The following is a 22,933-nucleotide window of genomic DNA, read 5'->3' on the forward strand; positions in this document are numbered from 1 at the left end:
AAAAGGAACAAACAAATGTCAAAACAAATTAATATTCCAGATATTGGTAGCGATGAAGTTACCGTAACAGAAGTGATGGTAAATGTGGGAGATACCATTTCTGTTGATCAATCCATTATTAACGTTGAGGGCGATAAAGCTTCAATGGAAGTCCCTGCACCAGAAGCTGGTGTTGTAAAAGAAGTTTTAGTCAAAGTGGGCGATAAAGTTTCAACTGGTACTCCAATGCTTGTATTAGAAGCGGCAGGTGCTGCACCAGCAGCTGATGCACCTACTGCACCAGTGGCTGCTACCGCACCAACGGCTTCAGCTATTGTGGAAGTAAATGTGCCAGATATTGGATCTGATGAAGTCAATGTTACTGAAATTATGGTTAAAGTGGGCGATAGCGTTGAAGTTGATCAATCGATCATTAATGTTGAAGGCGATAAAGCTTCAATGGAAGTTCCTGCTCCAATCGCAGGTGTGGTAAAAGAAATTTTAATCAATGTCGGTGACAAAGTTTCAACTGGCAAATTGATTATGAAATTTGAAACAGCATCAGCTGCTCCAGTTGCTGCAACAGCACCTGCTCAAACTGCTGAGCCTGTAGCTGCTACAACATCTGCAATCAAAGATGTGAATGTGCCAGATATTGGTGGCGATGAAGTCAATGTAACCGAAATTATGGTCGCAGTTGGCGATACAATCACTGAAGAACAATCTTTAATTACCGTTGAAGGCGATAAAGCCTCAATGGAAGTTCCTGCTCCATTCGGTGGTGTGGTAAAAGAAATTCTAGTGAAATCAGGCGATAAAGTTTCAACTGGTTCATTAATTATGCGTTTTGAAGTAGCAGGCGCAGCTCCAGCAGCAACATCAGCTTCAACATCAGCACCACAGGCAGCAGCTCCTGCACCTACTGCACAAGCACCTCAATCAAATAACAACGTATCTGGATTAAGCCAAGAACAAGTAGAAGCAAGTACAGGCTATGCACACGCAACACCTGTAATTCGTCGTTTAGCACGTGAATTTGGCGTAAACTTAGATAAAGTAAAAGGTACAGGTCGTAAAGGTCGTATCGTTAAAGAAGATATCGAAGCTTATGTGAAGACCGCAGTTAAAGCCTATGAAAGCGGTGCAACAGCCCAAGCATCAGGCAATGGCGTAGCAAACGGTGCTGGCTTAGGCTTATTACCGTGGCCAAAAGTTGATTTCAGTAAATTTGGTGAAATTGAAGAAGTTGAATTAAGTCGTATCAACAAAATTTCAGGTGCTAACTTACATCGTAACTGGGTAATAATTCCACACGTTACTCACTTCGATAAAGCAGATATCACTGATTTAGAAGCCTTCCGTAAAGAACAAAATGTATTAGCAGAAAAACAAAAACTTGGTGTAAAAATCACGCCAGTTGTGTTTATTATGAAAGCAGCGGCAAAAGCATTAGAAGCCTACCCTCGTTTCAACAGCTCAATTACCGAAGATGCACAACGTTTAATCTTGAAAAAATACATTAATATTGGTGTTGCTGTAGATACGCCAAATGGCTTAGTCGTTCCAGTATTCAAAGATGTAAACAAGAAAGGCATTATTGAACTTTCACGTGAATTAATGGAAGTGTCGAAAAAAGCACGTGAAGGCAAATTGACTGCATCAGATATGCAAGGTGGCTGTTTTACCATTTCAAGTCTTGGTGGTATTGGTACAACCCATTTTGCGCCAATCGTAAATGCGCCAGAAGTAGCTATCCTCGGTGTGTCTAAATCATCAATGGAGCCAGTATGGAACGGTAAAGAATTTGCGCCACGCTTAATTCTTCCGATGTCATTATCATTTGACCACCGTGTCATTGATGGTGCGGATGGTGCTCGTTTCATTAACTATCTTGGCTCTGTTTTAGCAGATTTACGCCGCTTAGTAATGTAATACTTAGGTGGGCTTTAAGCCCACCTATTAATGAGATCTATTAGAAATCTTTGGTGGGCTGAAGCCCACCCTACAAAGACTACAAAGACCGTAAAAGTGCGGTCAATATTTTTAACGTTTTTACGAGGTAAAAATGAGTAAAGAAATTAAAACCCAAGTCGTTGTACTTGGTGCAGGTCCTGCAGGTTATTCAGCCGCATTCCGTTGTGCGGATTTAGGATTAGAAACTGTTATTGTTGAGCGTTATTCAACCTTAGGTGGGGTGTGTTTAAACGTAGGTTGTATTCCATCTAAAGCGTTATTACACGTTGCAAAAGTAATTGAAGAAGCAAAGCATGCTAATAAAAATGGTATTTACTTTAGTGAACCACGCATTGATCTAGATGAAGTTCGTGCAGGAAAAGAAGCCGTTGTTGCTAAATTAACAGGCGGTTTAGCGGGAATGGCAAAAGCGCGTAAAGTGACTGTTGTTGAAGGTTTAGCGGCTTTTACCGATCCTCATACATTAGTTGCGCGTGATCGCGATGGAAATCCAACGACTGTTAAATTCGACAATGCCATTATTGCGGCAGGTTCTCGTCCAGTTCAATTACCCTTTATCCCACACGAAGATCCACGTATTTGGGATTCAACAGATGCGCTTAAATTAAAAGAAGTACCGAAAAAACTACTTATTATGGGCGGTGGTATCATCGGCTTAGAAATGGGTACTGTATACAATGCTTTAGGTTCTGAAGTTGAAGTTGTTGAAATGTTCGACCAAGTGATTCCTGCAGCAGATAAAGATGTTGTTGGTATTTACACTAAACAAGTTGAGAAAAAATTTAAGTTAATGCTTGAAACCAAAGTGACGGCAGTTGCAGCAAAAGATGATGGCATCTACGTTTCAATGGAAGGCAAAGCATGCAATGACACAAAACGTTATGATGCGGTTCTAGTTGCTATCGGTCGTGTGCCAAATGGTAAATTGATTGATGCAGGTAAAGCTGGCGTTGAAGTGGATGATCGTGGTTTTATTCACGTTGATAAACAAATGCGTACCAACGTGCCACATATCTACGCAATTGGGGATATTGTAGGTCAGCCAATGTTAGCACATAAAGGTGTTCACGAAGGTCACGTTGCCGCAGAAGTCATTGCGGGACAAAAACACTACTTCGATCCTAAAGTGATTCCATCCATAGCTTATACTGAACCAGAAGTGGCTTGGGTAGGTAAAACCGAGAAAGAATGTAAACAAGAAGGTTTAAACTACGAAGTCGCTAAATTCCCTTGGGCTGCATCAGGCCGTGCAATTGCCTCTGAATGTTCAGAAGGTATGACGAAGTTAATCTTTGATAAAGATACACATCGCGTACTTGGCGGTGCAATCGTAGGTTCTAATGGTGGGGAATTATTAGGCGAAATTGGTTTGGCAATTGAAATGGGTTGCGATGCAGAAGATATTGCATTAACTATCCACGCTCACCCAACTTTACACGAGTCTGTTGGTTTAGCTGCGGAAGTATTTGAAGGCTCAATCACTGACCTTCCAAATGCAAAAGCGAAGAAAAAATAATTCTTATTGAAGAATTTTTAATTCGGCTAAGATTAAAAATTCCAGCCTAAATAAAAATCCCCAATTGGGGATTTTTATTTTCCTCTCTTTCTATTTTTTTATGATAGAATGCCAATCTAAAAACGTTTATTTTTTTACCGCACTTTTGAGCATTATTTATGACTACACAACTTGATTTAATTAAATCTTCTATCAAATCAATTCCTAACTATCCAAAAGAAGGCATTATCTTCCGCGACATTACGACCCTTTTAGAAGTTCCAGCAGCTTTTAAAGCAACAATAGATCTTATTGTGGAACAATATCGAGACAAAGGAATCACAAAAGTACTTGGAACTGAATCTCGTGGTTTTATTTTTGGCGCACCAGTAGCTTTAGCCTTAGGTTTACCTTTTGAATTAGTACGTAAACCTAAAAAATTACCACGTGAGACTATTTCGCAATCTTATCAATTAGAATATGGTCAAGATACTTTAGAAATGCACGTTGATGCAATTTCACAAGGAGATAATGTTTTAATTATTGATGATTTATTAGCAACAGGTGGCACCGTTGAAGCAACGGTAAAATTAGTGCAACGTTTAGGTGGAACTGTAAAACACGCTGCATTTGTGATTAATTTACCTGAATTAGGTGGCGAAAAACGCTTAAATAATTTGGGCGTTGATTGCTATACACTCGTCAATTTTGAAGGTCACTAATTAAGGATTCGATGAGCTACCAAGTCTTAGCCAGAAAATGGCGACCAAAAACATTTGCTGATGTCGTTGGGCAAGAACACATTATCACGGCATTAGCAAATGGATTAAAAGATAATCGACTACATCACGCCTATCTCTTTTCTGGTACGCGTGGTGTAGGAAAAACCTCTATTGCTAGATTATTCGCAAAAGGATTAAATTGTGTTCACGGCGTAACAGCAACCCCTTGTGGAGAATGTGAAAATTGTAAAGCGATCGAGCAAGGCAATTTCATTGATTTAATTGAAATTGATGCGGCATCTCGCACAAAAGTTGAAGACACGCGTGAATTATTGGATAACGTGCAATATAAACCTGTTGTGGGCAGATTTAAGGTTTACTTAATCGATGAAGTCCATATGCTATCTCGTCATTCATTTAATGCGTTGCTCAAGACTTTGGAAGAACCACCAGAATATGTAAAATTCTTACTCGCGACAACGGATCCACAAAAATTACCTGTAACTATTCTTTCGCGCTGTTTACAATTTCATCTTAAAGCATTAGATGAAACCCAAATCTCCCAGCATCTTGCCCATATTCTGACGCAAGAAAATATTCCTTTTGAAGAGCCTGCATTAGTTAAACTTGCAAAAGCGGCGCAAGGAAGTATTCGTGATAGTTTAAGTTTAACGGATCAAGCCATTGCAATGGGCGACCGACAAGTTACGAATAGTGTTGTAAGCAATATGTTAGGGTTGCTTGATGATAACTATTCTGTTGATATTTTATACGCCTTACACCAAGGCAATGGCGAACTCTTAATGAGAACACTGCAAAGAGTTGCAGATGCAGCAGGCGATTGGGATAAATTACTTGGCGAATGTGCAGAAAAATTACATCAAATTGCACTCATGCAACTTCTTCCACAAAAATCTTCAGATAACAATGAACATTTTTCATTTTTAGCCAAACATATCTCTCCAGAAGATGTTCAGTTTTTTTATCAAGTGATCATTTCTGGTAGAAAAGATTTATCAAATGCGCCAAATCGTCGTATTGGAGCAGAAATGACATTATTGAGGGCATTGGCATTCCACCCAAAGTTCCTTACGGCAGTACCAAAGGCTAACACTACAATTACTCCACCGCCATCAACGCCAAGTGCGGTTGAAAATACTGGTAATTATGTAGATGTGCCAGTACTGTCGCAAAGTATAAAATCAGCTTATTCTCAAGCAAAACCAAATAAAACGAGCATTCCAAATTTGGCAAGCCTTTCGGCTTTAGATGCGCTAGAACATTTAACACAACTCGAAAACCAAGAACGTCAAGAACACAAAGCTGAATCATTAGCTGCAGTAAGTGAAACTTTACATCATATCCAAGAACTGGACGAAGAAAAATCTCATAAAAAAATGACCGCACTTCCCGTGCGAGAAATGACTGAACCAAAGCCCAAGCACATAGAAAAGCCAACATCACCACCAAATGCCGCACAAGCTCCACAAGAAAATAGCACAGAAGAAAATTCAAGTGATGATAATGCAGAAGTGGCTCAAGATGAACAAGAAATCTTGAGTGCTGACACCTATCGTTGGGAATGGAGCAATCCAGAACTTGCTAAAGCCGATACAGGTGTTCGTCCTTCCGATATAAAACAGGCGATTTTAAAAGATATTACGCCTGAATTACGTTTAAAAATCATCACCCAAACTCAACAACAAGATGAGTGGGCAGATATAGTTGAACGTTCTGGCGTAACAGGATTTAGCAAAGAATTAGCGTTAAATTGTTTCTTACAAAGCAAAACCGATGATGAAATCAATCTTGGACTACATTCAGAAAAATCTCATTTACGCCAAGACAGAAGTATAAAAAATTTGGTTGAAGCTTTAAGTAAATTGCAAGGTAAAGATATTCGATTAACAATCAATCTTGATGATAGCAATGTCACGACGCCAATTGAATATCGCCGTAATATTTATCAAGCATTGCGGGAAAAAGCTCAAAATGAATTGCAAAAAGATAGTAAATTACAAATTCTGCTCAATGAGTTCGATGCAAAATTAGATGTAGAAAGTATTCGACCAGTTTAAAAATATTGTGTTTTCCCCTCACAATTTCCCTATCAAATTTATAAAACCATCAGAATATTTTTATTAAACTCTACCATTTTGTATGTTTTTAATCTAAAATTCGTTAATTTGTTTTTTAAGAGTCAAAAGGAGAGTGAAAATGAAACTAGTTGAAGTAAAACACCCACTTGTAAAACACAAACTAGGTGTGATGCGTGAAGCTGAGATTGATACAAAAAAATTCCGTGAACTGGCAACAGAAATTGGTAGCCTATTAACCTATGAAGCAACCTCTGATTTAGAAACTGAAAAAGTAACGATCAACAGTTGGAATGGCCCTGTAGAAATTGATCGAATTAAAGGTAAAAAAGTAACGGTTGTGCCAATTTTACGTGCAGGTTTAGGTATGATGGATGGTGTACTTGAACATGTACCAAGCGCACGTATCAGTGTAGTGGGAATCTACCGTAATGAAGAAACCCTTAAGCCAGTCCCTTATTTTCAAAAATTAGCCAGCGATTTAGAAGAACGTCTTGCAATTGTTGTCGATCCAATGCTTGCAACAGGCGGTTCTATGATTGCCACCCTCGATCTTTTAAAAGCAAAGGGTTGTAAACATATCAAAGTATTAGTGTTAGTGGCTGCACCAGAAGGAATTAAAGCTCTTGAGGCTGCACATCCTGACATTGAACTTTACTGCGCTTCTATTGATAGCCATTTAAATGAACAAGGTTACATTATTCCGGGTCTTGGTGACGCGGGCGATAAAATTTTTGGGACAAAATAATCCCCAAAACAAGACGGCATTTAAGCCGTCTTTTTTCCGTGCGTGAAACACAAGAAAAACTGACCGCACTTTTAAGTTAATTCAAACAGAGAGTTGAAACTAAATGACAAACCAAACTTCTTCTTTTCCTTCGGAAAATCAAAGCAAATTAAAACAATCTTTCGTTGGCCTACAAATGCTCTTCGTCGCATTTGGTGCGCTTGTTCTTGTACCATTAATTACAGGCCTTGATTCCAATACGGCATTATTAACAGCAGGCGTTGGCACTCTACTTTTCCAATTTTGTACAGGCAAACAAGTGCCTATTTTCTTGGCATCATCTTTTGCCTTTATCGCGCCCATTCAATATGGTGTTCAAACTTGGGGTATTGCGACTACGATGGGCGGTTTAGCGTTTACTGGGCTTGTTTATTTCGCCTTGAGTACGTTAGTAAAATTACGGGGAGCAGAAGCACTACAACGTTTTTTCCCACCAGTGGTTGTTGGGCCAGTAATTATTATCATTGGCATGGGGCTTGCACCTATTGCGGTGGATATGTCATTAGGTAAAAACAGTAACTATGCTTATAACGACGCAGTATTAGTTTCAATGGTAACGCTTCTTACCACTTTATCTGTGGCTGTATTTGCCAAAGGATTGATGAAACTTATTCCAATAATGTTCGGTATTACCGTAGGCTATATTTTGTGTTTGTTTCTGGGTTTAATTAATTTCCAACCAGTTATTGATGCACCTTGGTTCAGTTTGCCCAAATTAACGACACCTGAATTTAACCTAGAAGCTATTCTTTATATGTTACCAATTGCTATTGCCCCTGCCGTAGAACACGTTGGTGGTATTATGGCGATTAGCTCTGTGACAGGTAAAGATTTTCTAAAAAAACCAGGATTACACCGCACTTTATTAGGCGATGGCGTCGCTACTGCTGCAGCTTCTTTAGTGGGCGGTCCGCCTAATACGACTTATGCGGAAGTTACTGGTGCTGTGATGCTAACACGCAACTTTAACCCAAATATTATGACTTGGGCTGCAGTTTGGGCTATTGCGATTTCATTCTGTGGAAAAGTAGGCGCATTCCTATCAACCATTCCAACGATTGTAATGGGTGGAATTATGATGCTTGTTTTCGGTTCAATCGCAGTCGTGGGCATTAGCACCTTAATTCGTGGCAAAGTTGATGTTACCGAAGCGCGTAATCTATGTATTATTTCTGTTGTAATGACATTTGGTATCGGCAATATGTTTGTAGATGTGGGTAACGTATCACTAAAAGGTATCAGCTTATGTGCGATTGTTGCTATCATCTTAAACCTTGTTTTACCGAAAGCAAAAAATGAAGTAGAATAATCCTCATTTCAAAGGGTTAAATTATCATTTAGCCCTTTCTTACTTAATCTGTACTACATAAACATTTGAATAAGCAGCTTCCCTTACCCATTCATCAAATTGATGATGCCACATTAGAAAACTTTTACGGCGATAATAATCTTTTATTGCTCGATTCTTTACGCAAAAATTCATCTGATTTAAAACAACCGTTTTTCTATATTTGGGGAGATAAAGGCTCTGGTAAAACCCATTTACTTAGAGCATTCAGTAACGAATATTTAATCAATCAACGTACTGCTATTTATGTACCCCTTAGCAAATCTCAATATTTTTCTACCGCAGTTCTTGAAAATTTAGAACAGCAAGAATTAGTATGCTTAGATGATTTACAAAGCGTCATAGGAAATGATGAATGGGAATTAGCTATTTTTGATCTATTCAATCGAATTAAAGCAAGTGGGAAAACGCTTTTACTAATTAGTGCAGATAAATCGCCTTCCGCACTTTCTGTAAAATTACCTGATTTAAACTCTCGCTTGACTTGGGGCGAAATTTATCAATTAAATTCATTAACAGATGAACAAAAAGTCGAAGTACTACAGCATACAGCTTACCAACGAGGATTCCAATTATCTGACGAAACTGCAAATTTTTTAATTACACGACTAGCACGAGATATGCATACTTTATTTGAAGCACTTGATCTACTAGATAAAGCATCATTGCAAGCACAACGAAATCTCACAATTCCTTTCGTCAAAGAAATTTTAAACCTATAACAAAAAAGGCACTAATGTTGCCTTCTTAATCATCCACCTGATAATTTAACTTTAAACCCTTTTTGCTCTAATAATTGCTTGAGCAAATCTCGTTTTTCCCCTTGAATTTCAATAATACCATTTTTAACTGATCCGCCACATCCACAACGTTTCTTTAATTCTACAGCTAATTTTTTCAAATCCTCGTCAGATAAATCTAAACCAGTTATAACCGATACACCCGCACCTTTCCTACCACTTGTTTGTTTTTGGATACGTACAACACCGTCTCCTTTTGGGCGAACTACAGAAGCCTTTTCCTCTTTAATTCGCCCCACATCTGTAGAATACACTAAAACAGAATCTGACATTATGATTACCCAATAGATACATTAATAGAACGGAGAACCTCCGCAGGATTATCCGCTTGAGTTATAGGGCGTCCAATAACTAAATAATCTGAACCTGCACAAATTGCTGCAGTAGGCGTCATCACACGTCGTTGATCGCCAAAATCAGTTCCTATTGGACGAATCCCCGGTGTAACTAATTTAAACTCTTTACCACAAGTATTACGTAAAATTTCAACTTCTTGAGGGGAACAGACTACACCATCTAAACCCGCCCGTTGGGTTAAATGAGCTAAGCGTAAAACTTGTTCCATTGGCGATGCATTAATCCCAATTTGTAATAAATCCAAATCTTCCATACTGGTTAATACCGTCACGGCAATAAGCAATGGCGCATCTTTCCCATAAGGTTCAAGAATTTTCTTCGCCTCTTCCATCATACGCAAGCCACCACTTGCGTGTAAATCCACCATCCATACGCCTAAATCAGCAGCAGAACGAACTGCTCTTGCTACCGTATTTGGAATATCGTGATATTTAAGATCCAAAAAAACATCAAAGTTACGTTGATGTAATTGTTTTACAAAATTAATACCAAGTGTAGTAAACATTTCTTTACCCACTTTTAATCGACACAAACTTGGATCAATTTGATCAACTAAAGCAAGAGCCTCTGCTTCTTTCTCATAATCCAATGCCACAATAATTTTGCTTGTCATAATGTTACCTCACTGAGTATCAATTAATTATGTTCTTGATTTGAAACCGGTTTAATACTTTCCCATTGACGGCAAGATGGGCAATTCCACAATAGCTTATGAATTTGATAACCACAATTTGTACAACGATAAGGCGATGTTTGCTTAATCCTTTCGCCAACCATTTTATGTAATAAAATTAAGCTTTCTTTTCCCCGCCCGTCTTCTGCATCATCAATTTGATACTGCATAAAACGATGGAAAATTAAAGTACTTGGATTTTTTGTAAGTTGTTGATAAAGCTTAGCTTGCGCAGCAGACTTACCATCTTTTTCTTCAATTAATTTGACTAGAGCTAGTTCTACTTCATCATTATTAATAATTTGACCTGCACGAATTAAAAATAACTCAAAATTATCTAACTGATTTAATTCTTCATAACAATGTTTTAAAGGTGACAAAATTTCACCCGTATAATCTGGATTTTGCTCCAAAACATTTTCTAAAATTTCTACTGCTTGTTGATATTGACCGTCAAGCATTGCTAAATTTGCAAGCAATAAAGAAGCGCGAACACAAGTCGGAGAAACCGACAAAGCCTTTTGTAAAACACTGCGTTTTTCAACCGCACTTTCAGGCTCTAAACTTTGTGAATATTCACAATAACATTGCGCAAGTTCAATATTATTCTCTTGTGGCTTTATTTTAGCGAGTTTTTCAGCAATATTGACTGCTTTTTTCCATTCTTTTGTTTTTTGATAAATCACTAAAAGTTGCTGTAAAGCATTTTCTGCAAATTCAGGTTCATCTACTAGTAAAATATAAAGATTCTCAGCTCGGTCAAAAAAACCAACCACCATAAAATCTCGAGCAAGCTGTTGTTTTGCAAGTAATTTTTGTTCAAAAGTATAATTAGGACTAAGATCTAAAGCTTGATGAATACGCAATGCACGATCAACTTCGCCTCGAGAACGAAACAGATTACCAAGTGTAAGCTCGGCTTCAAATTGGGAGTGGCTTTCGATTTCATTTTCGATTTCTTGCTTTTGCAACATATCTAAAAACAAATCTACAGCTTTATCAGTTTGATTAGAAAGTAAAAAATTCACTCCCGTAACATAATCTCGGGAGAGTTTATTACTTATGTCATCTTGATCTTTCTTCGCACTACGCCGCCCCATATACCAGCCATAGGCAGCAGCAATAGGCAATAATAGAAAGAGTAATTCTATCATTAAGCGACCTTATCGCGCGTAGTCGTCAATTCATTGATTTGTAAAGTCTGACGTTTCACTTGACGAGCTAGTGCCATATTTTTTAATTTTAACTTAATATAGAAAAAAGCAGTAATTAACCAACCAAGAATTAAACCTAACCCAAATAAAATAGCAACGAGGCTTGAAAGCTGAAACTGACTTTCTGCCACAATATAATTAAATGTAATAATCTGATCGTTATTCGCACCAATAGTAATTGCAACTAACACAATAGCAATAAAGATCACAATGCCTAAAATATATTTAATCATTTCATTTCCTTTCCTTTAAAATATTTGTAACCCAAAATAAACTTTTTAATCAAAAATATTTTAATTAAATTTTAATCAATTAAGCCTGAACATCCACTCTAGCTTTTAATTCTTTACCCGCTTTAAAATATGGAACAGACTTAGCTGATAAGTTTACTGAATCGCCTGTTTTCGGATTTCTTCCCAAACGTGGTTGCCGATGATGTAAAGAAAAGCTACCAAAACCTCGAATTTCAACACGATCACCATTTTCAAGAGATTGAGAAATAAACTCTAAAATATCTTTTACCATATTTTCAATTTCTTTTGCAGGTAAAGTCGGCTGTTTTGCTAACAATTTTTCTATAAGTTCTGACTTAGTCATCGTCTATGCTTCCTTAATATTATTTAAATTAAGATCTATTGATAATAAATTACACAAATATATTAGCAATAACTCCTAACAAATAAGGCTGGACATCAGCCCAGCCTTATTACGTGAATTAATTATTCACCTTTAGCTGCTTTAAATGCTTCAGCCATTGCATTTGGAATAACAATATCTTCTTGTTTGTTATTTACACTTGCAACTGCCGCAGCTTCTTCAGCTTGATCTTTTGCTTTCACTGATAAGTGAACAATACGAGATTTACGATCTACCCCAGTATATTTCGCTTCAACAACATCGCCAACAGCTACTTCATTTGTTAAATCAGCAGAACGGATATAACCTTCAACACCTCCTGCTAATTCAACTTTAGCACCTTTAGCATCTGCTTCAACAACAGTTGCAGATACTACCGCACCTTTTTTGTTGATTGCGACGAAGTTATTGAATGGATCTTCTTCAAGTTGTTTAATACCTAAAGAGATACGTTCTTTTACTGCATCAACAGCTAATACAACAGCTGACACTTCGTCACCTTTTTTGTATTGACGAACAGCTTCTTCGCCTGAAATACTCCAAGAAATATCAGATAAGTGAACTAAACCATCGATACCACCTTCAAGACCGATGAAGATACCGAAATCAGTGATAGACTTGATTTTACCCGTTACTTTATCGCCTTTGTTGTGAGTATCAGCAAATTGAGTCCAAGGGTTAGCTTTACATTGTTTTAAGCCTAAAGAAATACGACGACGTTCTTCATCAATTTCTAATACCATTACTTCTACAGTATCGCCTAAGCTAACCACTTTAGATGGGTGGATATTTTTATTAGTCCAATCCATTTCTGAAACGTGAACTAAACCTTCAACGCCATCTAAGATTTCAACGAAACAGCCATAGTCAGTTAAGTTAGTTACTTTACCTGTTAATTTGCTGTTTACAGGATGGTTTTCAGCAATTGCTGCCCATGGATCTTGACCTAATTGTTTTAAGCCTAAAGATACGCGAGTACGATCTTTATCGAATTTTAATACTTTAACAGTTACTTCATCGCCAACATTTACGATTTCACTTGGGTGTTTAACACGTTTCCAAGCCATATCTGTGATATGTAATAAACCATCAACACCACCAAGATCAACGAATGCACCGTACTCAGTTAAGTTTTTAACGATACCTTTAACTTCTGAACCTTCAACAAGATTTTCTAATACTTGTTCACGTTCTTGGCTGTTTTCAGATTCAATTACTGCACGACGAGAAACAACAACGTTGTTACGTTTTTGATCTAATTTGATTACTTTGAATTCTAATTCTTTACCAAGTAAGTGATCTGCTTCACGCGCTGGACGAGTATCAACTAAAGAACCTGGTAAGAATGCACGAACACCGTTTAACTCAACTGTGAAGCCACCTTTCACTTTGCCGTTGATTAAACCGATAACGGTCGCTTTTTCTTCGTAAGCTTTTTCTAATTCAATCCAAGATTCGTGACGAACAGCTTTCTCACGAGAAAGTTTAGTTTCGCCGAAACCATCTTCAACTGCATCTAAAGCAACATTTACAGTATCGCCAACTTGGATTTCAAGTTCGCCTTGTGCATTTAAAAATTCAGCAACTGGAATTGCAGACTCAGATTTTAAACCTGCATCAACAAGCACAAAGCCTTTTTGGATAGCTACTACAGTACCGCCAACGATTGAACCTTGACGAGTTTCAAGGCCTTTTAATGATTCTTCAAAAAGTTGAGCAAAAGATTCTGACATATAAATAATCTTCTTAATTTAAGTTAATAACATCCACATTAAAATCCATAAAATGCGGGGTTGAGGATAAATGCTTATTCTTCCTTGAACAAACAGTTAAATCTAAACTGATACCTTTTCTTGAATATAAGATAATGCTTGATCGATTACTTCATCGATACTCAAGCTTGTGCTATCCAATAATAAAGCATCATCTGCTGGTTTTAGCGGCGCAACTTCACGATTTCTATCACGAAAATCACGCTCTTTTATCTCGGCTAAAATCTGTGCAAAGTTACCATTTATTCCTTTATTTTGCAACTGTTTATAGCGTCTTTTTGCACGTTCTTCAGCACTTGCATCTAAAAATAATTTTACTTGTGCATTTGGGAATACAACTGTTCCCATATCTCTACCATCCGCAATTAATCCATCATTTTTCGCAAAATCTTGCTGAAGTTGTAACAAAGCTGACCGCACTTTTTGAAAAACTGCTACTTTTGACGCAGCATCTGCCACTTCTTGCGTGCGAATTAAACGGCTCACATCCATTCCTGCAAGCAAAATGTTTACCTCGCCATTTTGAGGAATAAATTGAATATCTAAATGACGTGCTAATTCTGCTAAATCTGTTTCATTTGTTAGATCAGTTTTACGTTGCAACGCTGCCAATGCAGTAACGCGATAAATCGCCCCACTATCCAACAGTGCATAGCCCAACTTTTCAGCCAACGCGTAACAAAGCGTCCCTTTCCCAGCACCACTAGGCCCATCAACAGTAATAATCACTCCCATACAAATTATCCTTTCATTATCAAAATTTTGCGCATTATAGAGACAATTGCCCCTCATTACCATCCTAGAGATTATTACTAGCTTCCATGTTTTGTATGGCTTATCTAATAAAGTTAATTTCACAAGCTCTAGGAAGGCGTAAACTCTCTTTCAAGCCTTTTTTCTTAAATTTCAGAAAATCTAACCGCATAGAAAAAAGGTTTTAAAAACATTTCAAAGTTTTTAATAACTATTGTAGCACTTAAGGACGAAATTCTTTCAGCTAAAGTAGCGCTTTTTTCTATTATTAAATTGGACAATCCTTCTGACATTCTACACTTGGTTTATACAAAAAACTGAAATTAAGCACGCTAGACATTATGCCTTTTAATATATACGCATTTTTTCAAACTTGTTCTAAAGACTTTTCTACATTACAATAAAAAACGTAGCTATCAATACAAATAATCAAATAATGAGGACAAAGAAATGGCTGAAAATCGTTATGAACTAAATAAAAACTTAGCACAGATGCTCAAAGGTGGAGTTATCATGGATGTTCAAAACCCTGAGCAAGCTCGCATTGCAGAAGCTGCTGGTGCAGCTGCAGTGATGGCTTTGGAACGAATTCCTGCAGATATTCGTGCTGTTGGAGGTGTCTCTCGCATGAGCGATCCTAAGATGATCAAGGAAATCCAAGGAGCAGTTAGCATTCCAGTTATGGCAAAAGTTAGAATTGGACATTTCGTTGAAGCTCAGATTTTGGAAGCTATTGAAATTGACTATATTGATGAAAGTGAAGTGCTTTCTCCAGCTGACAACCGTTTCCATGTGGACAAGAAAGAATTCCAAGTACCTTTTGTATGTGGTGCCAAGGATTTGGGCGAGGCCTTGCGTCGTATCGCTGAAGGGGCTTCAATGATTCGTACAAAAGGAGAACCAGGAACAGGAGATATCGTCCAAGCTGTTCGCCATATGCGCATGATGAATCAAGAAATTCGTCGCATTCAAAATTTACGTGAGGACGAACTCTACGTTGCGGCCAAGGATTTACAAGTTCCTGTAGAATTGGTTCAATACGTCCATAACCATGGGAAATTGCCAGTTGTCAACTTCGCAGCTGGAGGAATTGCAACTCCAGCAGATGCAGCCTTGATGATGCAACTTGGCGCAGAGGGTGTCTTTGTTGGTTCAGGTATTTTTAAGTCAGGAGATCCTATAAAACGTGCGAGCGCTATTGTCAAAGCTGTAACTAACTATCGAAATCCACAAATCCTAGCACAAATCTCCGAAGATTTAGGTGAAGCCATGGTTGGTATCAATGAAAATGAAATCCAAATTCTCATGGCCGAGCGAGGAAAATAAATGAAAATCGGAATATTAGCTCTACAAGGTGCCTTTGCGGAACATGCACGAATGCTAGAAAAATTAGGAATTGAAAGTGTCGAACTGAGAAATTTAAAAAATTTTCAACAATATTACAGTAATTTATCAGGTTTGATTCTACCTGGCGGTGAGTCAACCGCCATAGGAAAACTTTTAAGAGAGCTGCATATGCTGGAACCGATGAAACAAGCTATCTCTTCTGGCTTTCCTGTCTTTGGAACTTGTGCTGGTTTGATTCTGTTGGCTAAAGAGATTACTTCTCAGAAAGAGAGTCATTTTGGAACGATGGACATTGTGGTTGAGAGGAATGCCTATGGACGCCAATTAGGAAGTTTCTATACAGAAGCAGATTGCAAAGGGGTTGGTAAAATTCCTATGACTTTTATCAGAGGACCTGTTATCAGTAGTGTTGGTAAAAAAGTCAATATTCTTGCAACGGTAAATAATAAAATCGTTGCAGCTCAAGAAAAGAATATGCTGGTAACATCATTTCATCCTGAATTAACAAATGACATGAGTTTGCATAAGTACTTTATTGATATATGTAAAGTAACAAGTTGAGAAAATATTTTCTCAATTTGTTACTTGGATAGTATTGAAATTATCTCTGCCACTCTACACCTTTCTCCAAATCTCGGGTAGTTTCTCCTTGTTTTGATTATTACCACTATCCTTGGCTTATTCAGCACGTATATTTTTATCTATCCATCTAATCAATATTTCATTTTATTCTATTAATTATCGGATAAATAAAAATTAGTAATAAAAATGTAAAAAATGAAAAAAAAATGTTAAATTTTATGAGATATTGATCACATTTTCTTAAAATAGGTATATGATTTTTTTATATAAATCCATAAAATCATCACATCTTTTACTCTAACTCTGAGGATATTTTATGCTGTCTTTTATTCTAAGTATTTTTCCTATCGTTTTACTGATTTATCTTATGGTAAAAAGAAACGCGCTACCTTCTTATGTTGCCTTACCTTGGATTGCGACATTAGTTATGGGCGTTCATCTTTTACACTTTAATACAGATATTGTTACTATTAGTGCAAATGTTGTTTCTGCAATTGTTGCGGTACAAACTCCTATTACAGTAATTTTTGGTGCGATTCTCTTTAACCGTTTCTCTGAAATTTCAGGCGCAACGAATATTATGCGAAAATGGTTAGGAAATATTAATCCAAATCCCGTTGCACAATTAATGATTATTGGTTGGGCATTTGCCTTTATGATCGAAGGTGCAAGTGGTTTTGGTACACCAGCAGCAATTGCCGCACCTATTTTAGTGGGATTAGGTTTTCATCCATTAAAAGTGGCGATGTTGGCACTGATTATGAACTCAGTTCCCGTATCCTTTGGTGCGGTAGGTACACCAACTTGGTTTGGTTTTGGTGCTTTAAAATTATCAGAAAATATGATTTTAGAAATTGGGTCTATTACAGCATTTATACACTCCGTTGCTGCACTTATTATCCCATTATTAGCACTTCGTATCTTAGTAAGTTGGGATGATATTCGTAAAAACATCGTATTTATCTATATTAGCGTACTAGGTTGCGTAGTACCTTATTTCTTGATTGCTCAAGTCAATTACGAATTTCCATCACTCGTTGGGGGGGCAATCGGCTTATTTATTTCCGTATGGGCTGCGAATCGCAATATTGGTTTAGCAAAAGTAACAAATAACCTTGATAATAATGCGGTAAGTACGGGAGAAGTAGTTAAAGCATTATTCCCTACAGGTTTACTTATTGCATTTTTAATTGTGACTCGTATTCATCAATTACCATTCAAAGCAATGATGAATGACGCAACTATTTGGTTCTCAACCACATTAGGTTCGTTAGGATTATTTGAAATTAGTAAAGGTTTAATCTTTAGCTTAAAAAATATTTTTGGCTCAAATGTTTCATCAAGCTATAAACTTCTTTATGTACCCGCATTAATTCCATTTGTCATTACAGTGCTAATTGCGATTCCTTTCTTTAAAATTTCCAGTTCAAATGTTAAACAGATTTTTGTATCAAGTTTACAACAATCTAAAAATCCATTTATTGCCTTAGTTGGTGCCTTAGTGATGGTAAACCTAATGTTAGTGGGTGGCGAACATTCTATGGTAAAAATTATTGGTCGAACTTTTGCTGAAATTTCTGGTAGTAACTGGACTATTTTCTCCTCTTTCTTAGGTGCGATTGGATCGTTTTTCTCAGGTTCAAATACCGTATCCAACCTAACATTTGGTAGTGTTCAACTTTCTACCGCAGAAACAACTGGCATTTCTGTCGCACTTGTTCTTGCTTTACAATCTGTCGGTGGGGCAATGGGGAATATGGTATGTATCAATAACATTGTAGCGGTAAGTTCTGTGTTAAATATTTCAAACCAAGAAGGCACAATTATTAAGAAAACCATTATACCTATGATCATTTACGGTATCATTGCCGCACTTTGCGCGTTGTTCTTAGTACCTTTGTTTTATAATCTATAAAATTTACGCCAAAAATGACCGCACTTTTGCGGTCATTTCCTATTTTTCTCTTTTATGTTTCTACTATCAAAAATGAGCTTTAACCCATTAAAGTGCGGTTGATTTTGCGAATAAATTTCTCCATTTCGCAAAAACCAAACTTTCTTTTTCTTTATCTTCTCAACATATTTCCTCTCTAAAAATTAATTTTTTTCATTATTTTTAGGTATTTTCATTAAATCATTCCTTGAAATCCCTCTTATAAAATGGATAATCGTAATCCTTCTCAAAAATAAATAGGAACTATAATGAAGAAAGCTATAAAATTAAATTTAATTACACTTAGCCTAATCAATACAATCGGTATGACGATTACACAAGCTCAAGCCGAAGAAACATTAGGACAAATTGATGTCGTAGAAAAAGTGATATCAAATGACAAAAAACCTTTCACTGAAGCCAAAGCCAAAAGTACGCGTGAAAATGTCTTTAAGGAAACACAAACCATTGACCAAGTGATTCGGAGCATTCCTGGTGCATTTACTCAGCAAGATAAAGGCTCGGGTGTCGTTTCTGTAAATATTCGTGGCGAAAATGGATTAGGTCGTGTCAATACGATGGTTGATGGTGTAACCCAAACTTTCTATTCTACAGCCTTAGACTCTGGTCAATCAGGCGGAAGTTCTCAATTTGGTGCGGCAATCGATCCTAATTTTATTGCAGGTGTAGATGTTAATAAAAGCAACTTTTCAGGATCAAGCGGTATAAATGCGTTAGCAGGCAGTGCTAATTTTAGAACATTAGGCGTTAATGATGTTATTACCGATGACAAACCATCCGGCATTATTCTGAAAGGAATGACAGGAAGCAATGCCACTAAATCCAATTTTATGACGATGGCGGCTGGCAGAAAATGGCTTGATAATGGTGGCTATGTAGGCGTGGTGTATGGTTATAGCCAACGTGAAGTATCTCAAGATTACCGTATCGGTGGCGGAGAACGATTAGCATCATTAGGGCAGGATATTCTCGCGAAAGAAAAAGAAGCCTATTTCCGCAATGCAGGTTATGTTTTAAATCCTGAAGGGCAATGGGCACCTGATTTAAGCAAAAATCATTGGTCTTGTAACAAGAAAAACCCTGAGTTAGTAGATAAAAGGTTTTCAAATTTTGGGTGTAGTATTTATTCCAATTCTGATAGAAAAGAAATTCTCAAAGAATTATTAGAACAGAATAAAAACCCTAAGGATATTACAAAGCTCCAAAACGGTAAGGATGGAATTAAAGAAACTGACGAATCATTTGAACGCAATAAAGATCAATATAGTGTTGCCCCAATTGAACCGGGTAGTTTGCAATCTCGCTCACGTAGCCATTTGTTAAAATTTGAATATAGCGATGATCGCCATACCTTAGGTGCACAAATACGTACCCTTGATAATAAAATTGGTTCTCGCAAAATTGAAAACCGTAATTACCAAGTCAATTATAACTTCAATAATAACAGCTATCTTGATCTTAATTTAATGGCTGCACATAACATTGGTAAAACCATTTATCCTAAGGGTGGTTTTTTTGCTGGCTGGCAAGTGGCAGACAAACTTATCACTAAAAATGTCGCAAATATTGTTGATATAAACAACAGCCATACTTTCTTGTTGCCAAAAGAAATCGATTTAAAAACCACATTAGGTTTTAACTATTTTACCAATGAATACAGTAAAAACCGTTTTCCAGAAGAATTAAGTTTGTTTTATAACGATGCTTCACACGATCGAGGTAACTACAGTAATTTAGGACGACTTAAAGGTGCCCAAGGTTTACTACCCCAACGTTCAGTGATTTTACAACCTTCTGGCAAGCAAAAATTTAAAACGGTCTATTTTGATACCGCACTTTCTAAAGGCATTTATCATTTAAATTACAGCGTGAATTTTACCCATTATGCCTTTAATGGTGAGTATGTTGGATATGAAAATGGAGCGGAACCGATTTTGCATAAATCAGGGCATAAAAAGGCATTCAATCATTCCGCTACATTAAGTGCAGAGCTAAGTGATTATTTTATGCCATTTTTCACTTATTCACGCACACACAGAATGCCGAATATTCAAGAGATGTTTTTCTCTCAAGTGTCTGATGCTGGGGTAAACACGGCATTAAAACCTGAACAATCTGACACCTATCAACTAGGCTTTAATACTTATAAAAAAGGTCTATTCACTCAAGACGATGTGCTAGGCATCAAATTAGTGGGTTATCGTAGCTTTATTAAAAACTATATCCATAATGTTTACGGTGTTTGGTGGAGAAATGGTACGATACCTACGTGGGCAGCCACGAATAGTTTTCTCTTTAATATCGCACATCAAAATTATCAACCTATCGTGAAAAAAAGCGGGGCGGAGTTAGAGTTAAATTATGATATGGGGCGTTTTTTTGCGAATGTCTCTTACGCTTATCAACGTACTAATCAGCCAACCAATTATGCCGATGCCAGCCCACGTCCGAATAATGCTTCAAAAGAAGACATTTTGAAACAAGGTTATGGCTTATCTCGTGTTTCAATGCTACCAAAAGACTACGGCAGATTAGAGCTTGGTACACGTTGGTTTGATAAAAAATTAACCTTAGGTATGGCAGCTCGTTATTATGGAAAAAGTAAACGTGCGACAATTGAAGAAGAATATATCAATGGATCTCACTTTGAAAAAAATGCTAGGGGCAACAGAAATTATTATGCTATTAAAAAGACAGAAGAGATTAAAAAACAACCTATTATTTTAGATTTACACGTCAGCTATGAACCAATCAAAGATTTGATTATTAAAGCGGAAGTACAAAATCTGTTAGATAAACGTTATGTTGATCCGTTAGATGCTGGAAATGATGCGGCTTCGCAAAGATATTATTCAAGCTTAAATGATTCAATTTGTAGTAAAGATCCTGATAATTGTGAAGGTGGTTCAGATAAAACTGTACTTTATAACTTTGCACGTGGAAGAACTTATATTCTGAGTTTAAACTATAAATTCTAGAGAGTTCATATAAAAGGCATAGCTAATAAGCTATGCCTTTTCAATAATGTTTATGAAATTTGTGATCTTATGAAAAGATTATTACTACAGTCTGTCAATCATTCCTAACACTAATGCGGAAGACTGCTTCGCCGCCAATGGCAAAAACTCTTCAAAAGATATACTTGCTTTGCCATCGCCGTCATCAGAAATAGCACGAGCCACTACGAAAGGCACATTAAACGCATAGCAAACTTGCGCAATCGCTGTGGCTTCCATTTCAACGCCCATTACATTCGGGAAATCTGCTTGAATTTGTGTAATTTTGTCTTCGCTATTAATAAAACTATCGCCAGAGCAAATTAAACCGCGTTTTACTGATTGCCCTTGCTTTTCTGCAATTTCTTGCGCGAGATCTGCTAATTTTTTATCCGATAAAAATGCAGCAGGATTAGCAGGTAACTGCCCTTTTTCATAGCCAAAAGCTGTCACATCCGCATCGTGATAGCGTGTTTCATCAGAAATTACAATATCCCCCACTTTCAAGCCTTTTGCTACCCCACCTGCAGAGCCAGTATTGATCACAAAATCTGGCTTGGCTAATTGCAATAATGCCGTCGTGCCAATGGCAGCTGCCACTTTGCCAATGCCTGATTGTAATAATGCAACATTTTTACCGTTAATTTTGCCTTCAAAAATGACCGCACTTGCTACTCGAGTTTCCGTTCTATCAGCCATTAAATTTTTTAAAATTTCGACTTCTTGTGCCATTGCACCAACAATTCCTATTTTCATTGTTTTTGTTCCTGTTCTATTTTATTTACCAAAAAATCTAACACCGCCACGCTATAATCATCGTTATAAAGCGTACTCGCAGTGAGTACATATTTTCCCCCAATAACAACGTAAGGATAGGTAAACACACCATATTCTTCCGTCAATTCAATCGCATTTTGAATTTGTTCTTTTACGCTTTGTGAATTTTCAGTTTGAATAAATAACGGCTTATCTAACCCTTGTTCTTCCGCCCATTGCTGAATTTTATTTGATGTAGACAATTCTGTATAACGGGATTTTTCTGAAGTTTCAAATAATAAAACATTAGATAATTCCACCGCACTTAATGCTTGCAAAGTATAAAAAATGCGTGCGCTAAACTGGCTATCGGCAGTTGCAATAGGATATTGTTCCAACACAACTTTATGTGTGCGTATTTGGCTATAAAGTTCTAAAATATCCTGTGCTGAAGAACATACTCGACAATCATAATCAAAAAAGAATTGAATGCGGATTTTTTTATCGGCTCGAGACGCTTGTTCGATAGGTTCTTTATAAGAAAAATAATCACGCCCGTCTTCAAAATAAATTGTGTCCCTTGATGGCAAGTGCGGAGAATTTTGCACTGAAAATTCTTTCTGATTGACTTCTGCTAAAACAAACGACGATAAAAAAAGCAAACAAAATGCCAATAACCCTTTTAATTTCAT

General features: G+C 37.1%; 20 protein-coding genes. 11 read left to right on the forward strand and 9 right to left on the reverse strand.

All coding sequences use genetic code 11. The features are described 5' to 3' along the window. The first annotated feature begins 15 nt into the window (after positions 1–15). The 7 genes from aceF to hda all read left to right on the forward strand — a co-directional run bounded on the left by aceF (position 16) and on the right by hda (position 9,123). Positions 16–1,911, forward strand: coding sequence for a pyruvate dehydrogenase complex dihydrolipoyllysine-residue acetyltransferase (gene aceF / locus DQN24_RS07475; protein ID WP_111695645.1), 1,896 nt, complete (start codon positions 16–18; stop codon positions 1,909–1,911). Positions 1,912–2,044: 133 nt separating this feature from the next. Continuing rightward, positions 2,045–3,469, forward strand: coding sequence for a dihydrolipoyl dehydrogenase (gene lpdA / locus DQN24_RS07480; RefSeq protein WP_021035032.1), 1,425 nt, complete (start codon positions 2,045–2,047; stop codon positions 3,467–3,469). A 158-nt stretch (positions 3,470–3,627) separates the two neighbouring features. Next, positions 3,628–4,170, forward strand: coding sequence for an adenine phosphoribosyltransferase (gene apt / locus DQN24_RS07485; protein ID WP_005657614.1), 543 nt, complete (start codon positions 3,628–3,630; stop codon positions 4,168–4,170). 11 nt (positions 4,171–4,181) lie between these two features. Further along, complete coding sequence (gene dnaX / locus DQN24_RS07490) at positions 4,182–6,248, forward strand: DNA polymerase III subunit gamma/tau (RefSeq protein WP_021035031.1); 2,067 nt, start codon at positions 4,182–4,184, stop codon at positions 6,246–6,248. Between the two features lie 139 nt (positions 6,249–6,387). Further along, positions 6,388–7,014: a uracil phosphoribosyltransferase gene (upp, locus tag DQN24_RS07495; RefSeq protein WP_005657618.1), complete on the forward strand. Its 627-nt coding sequence runs from the start codon at positions 6,388–6,390 to the stop codon at positions 7,012–7,014. Positions 7,015–7,117: 103 nt separating this feature from the next. Further along, a complete protein-coding gene (locus DQN24_RS07500; protein WP_005657620.1) occupies positions 7,118–8,362 on the forward strand; it encodes a nucleobase:cation symporter-2 family protein in 1,245 nt (414 codons plus the stop codon). Between the two features lie 65 nt (positions 8,363–8,427). Then, on the forward strand, positions 8,428–9,123 hold the full coding sequence (gene hda, locus DQN24_RS07505; RefSeq protein ID WP_005689548.1) for a DnaA regulatory inactivator Hda: 696 nt from the start codon (positions 8,428–8,430) through the stop codon (positions 9,121–9,123). 29 nt (positions 9,124–9,152) lie between these two features. Here the strand turns inward: hda and yciH are convergent, their stop codons facing one another. From yciH to cmk, 7 genes are all read right to left on the reverse strand, one after another. After that, entirely contained in the window at positions 9,153–9,473 is a 321-nt protein-coding gene (yciH, locus tag DQN24_RS07510; protein WP_005657626.1) for a stress response translation initiation inhibitor YciH, read from the reverse strand. A 5-nt stretch (positions 9,474–9,478) separates the two neighbouring features. Beyond that, positions 9,479–10,171, reverse strand: coding sequence for an orotidine-5'-phosphate decarboxylase (gene pyrF, locus DQN24_RS07515; protein WP_111695646.1), 693 nt, complete (start codon positions 10,169–10,171; stop codon positions 9,479–9,481). A gap of 23 nt (positions 10,172–10,194) precedes the next feature. Beyond that, the gene (gene lapB, locus DQN24_RS07520; RefSeq protein ID WP_005652936.1) at positions 10,195–11,385 is read right to left on the reverse strand and encodes a lipopolysaccharide assembly protein LapB; all 1,191 of its coding nucleotides are present in this window, start codon (positions 11,383–11,385) and stop codon (positions 10,195–10,197) included. Next, on the reverse strand, positions 11,385–11,678 hold the full coding sequence (locus DQN24_RS07525; protein WP_005652934.1) for a LapA family protein: 294 nt from the start codon (positions 11,676–11,678) through the stop codon (positions 11,385–11,387). Before DQN24_RS07525 ends, lapB begins: the two co-directional genes overlap by 1 nt. A gap of 79 nt (positions 11,679–11,757) precedes the next feature. Next, positions 11,758–12,042, reverse strand: coding sequence for an integration host factor subunit beta (locus DQN24_RS07530; protein ID WP_005652932.1), 285 nt, complete (start codon positions 12,040–12,042; stop codon positions 11,758–11,760). A 122-nt stretch (positions 12,043–12,164) separates the two neighbouring features. After that, a complete protein-coding gene (gene rpsA / locus DQN24_RS07535; protein WP_005667223.1) occupies positions 12,165–13,814 on the reverse strand; it encodes a 30S ribosomal protein S1 in 1,650 nt (549 codons plus the stop codon). A 102-nt stretch (positions 13,815–13,916) separates the two neighbouring features. Then, the gene (cmk, locus tag DQN24_RS07540) at positions 13,917–14,588 is read right to left on the reverse strand and encodes a (d)CMP kinase (protein WP_172453985.1); all 672 of its coding nucleotides are present in this window, start codon (positions 14,586–14,588) and stop codon (positions 13,917–13,919) included. 468 nt (positions 14,589–15,056) lie between these two features. Here cmk and pdxS point away from each other — a divergent pair, with 468 nt between their 5' ends. From pdxS to DQN24_RS07560, 4 genes are all read left to right on the forward strand, one after another. Continuing rightward, positions 15,057–15,932, forward strand: coding sequence for a pyridoxal 5'-phosphate synthase lyase subunit PdxS (gene pdxS, locus DQN24_RS07545; protein ID WP_005667219.1), 876 nt, complete (start codon positions 15,057–15,059; stop codon positions 15,930–15,932). Next, positions 15,933–16,514, forward strand: a complete 582-nt coding sequence (pdxT, locus tag DQN24_RS07550) for a pyridoxal 5'-phosphate synthase glutaminase subunit PdxT (RefSeq protein WP_111695647.1) — start codon at positions 15,933–15,935, stop codon at positions 16,512–16,514. Between the two features lie 337 nt (positions 16,515–16,851). Further along, on the forward strand, positions 16,852–18,450 hold the full coding sequence (locus tag DQN24_RS07555; protein ID WP_111695648.1) for a lactate permease LctP family transporter: 1,599 nt from the start codon (positions 16,852–16,854) through the stop codon (positions 18,448–18,450). 287 nt (positions 18,451–18,737) lie between these two features. Next, the gene (locus DQN24_RS07560) at positions 18,738–21,467 is read left to right on the forward strand and encodes a TonB-dependent receptor domain-containing protein (RefSeq protein WP_111695649.1); all 2,730 of its coding nucleotides are present in this window, start codon (positions 18,738–18,740) and stop codon (positions 21,465–21,467) included. Between the two features lie 84 nt (positions 21,468–21,551). Here DQN24_RS07560 and DQN24_RS07565 read toward each other — a convergent pair whose 3' ends face one another. Continuing rightward, positions 21,552–22,241 (reverse strand): 5'-methylthioadenosine/adenosylhomocysteine nucleosidase, encoded by a 690-nt coding sequence (locus DQN24_RS07565; protein ID WP_111695650.1) that lies wholly within the window; start codon positions 22,239–22,241, stop codon positions 21,552–21,554. Further along, positions 22,238–22,933 carry a thiol:disulfide interchange protein DsbA/DsbL gene (locus DQN24_RS07570; protein WP_111695651.1) on the reverse strand — a complete coding sequence of 232 codons (696 nt, stop codon included), beginning with the start codon at positions 22,931–22,933 and terminating at the stop codon, positions 22,238–22,240. The genes DQN24_RS07565 and DQN24_RS07570 overlap by 4 nt, the downstream gene beginning before the upstream one ends.

The sequence above is a fragment of the Haemophilus influenzae genome (assembly GCF_900475755.1).
GTDB lineage: Bacteria > Pseudomonadota > Gammaproteobacteria > Enterobacterales > Pasteurellaceae > Haemophilus > Haemophilus influenzae_D.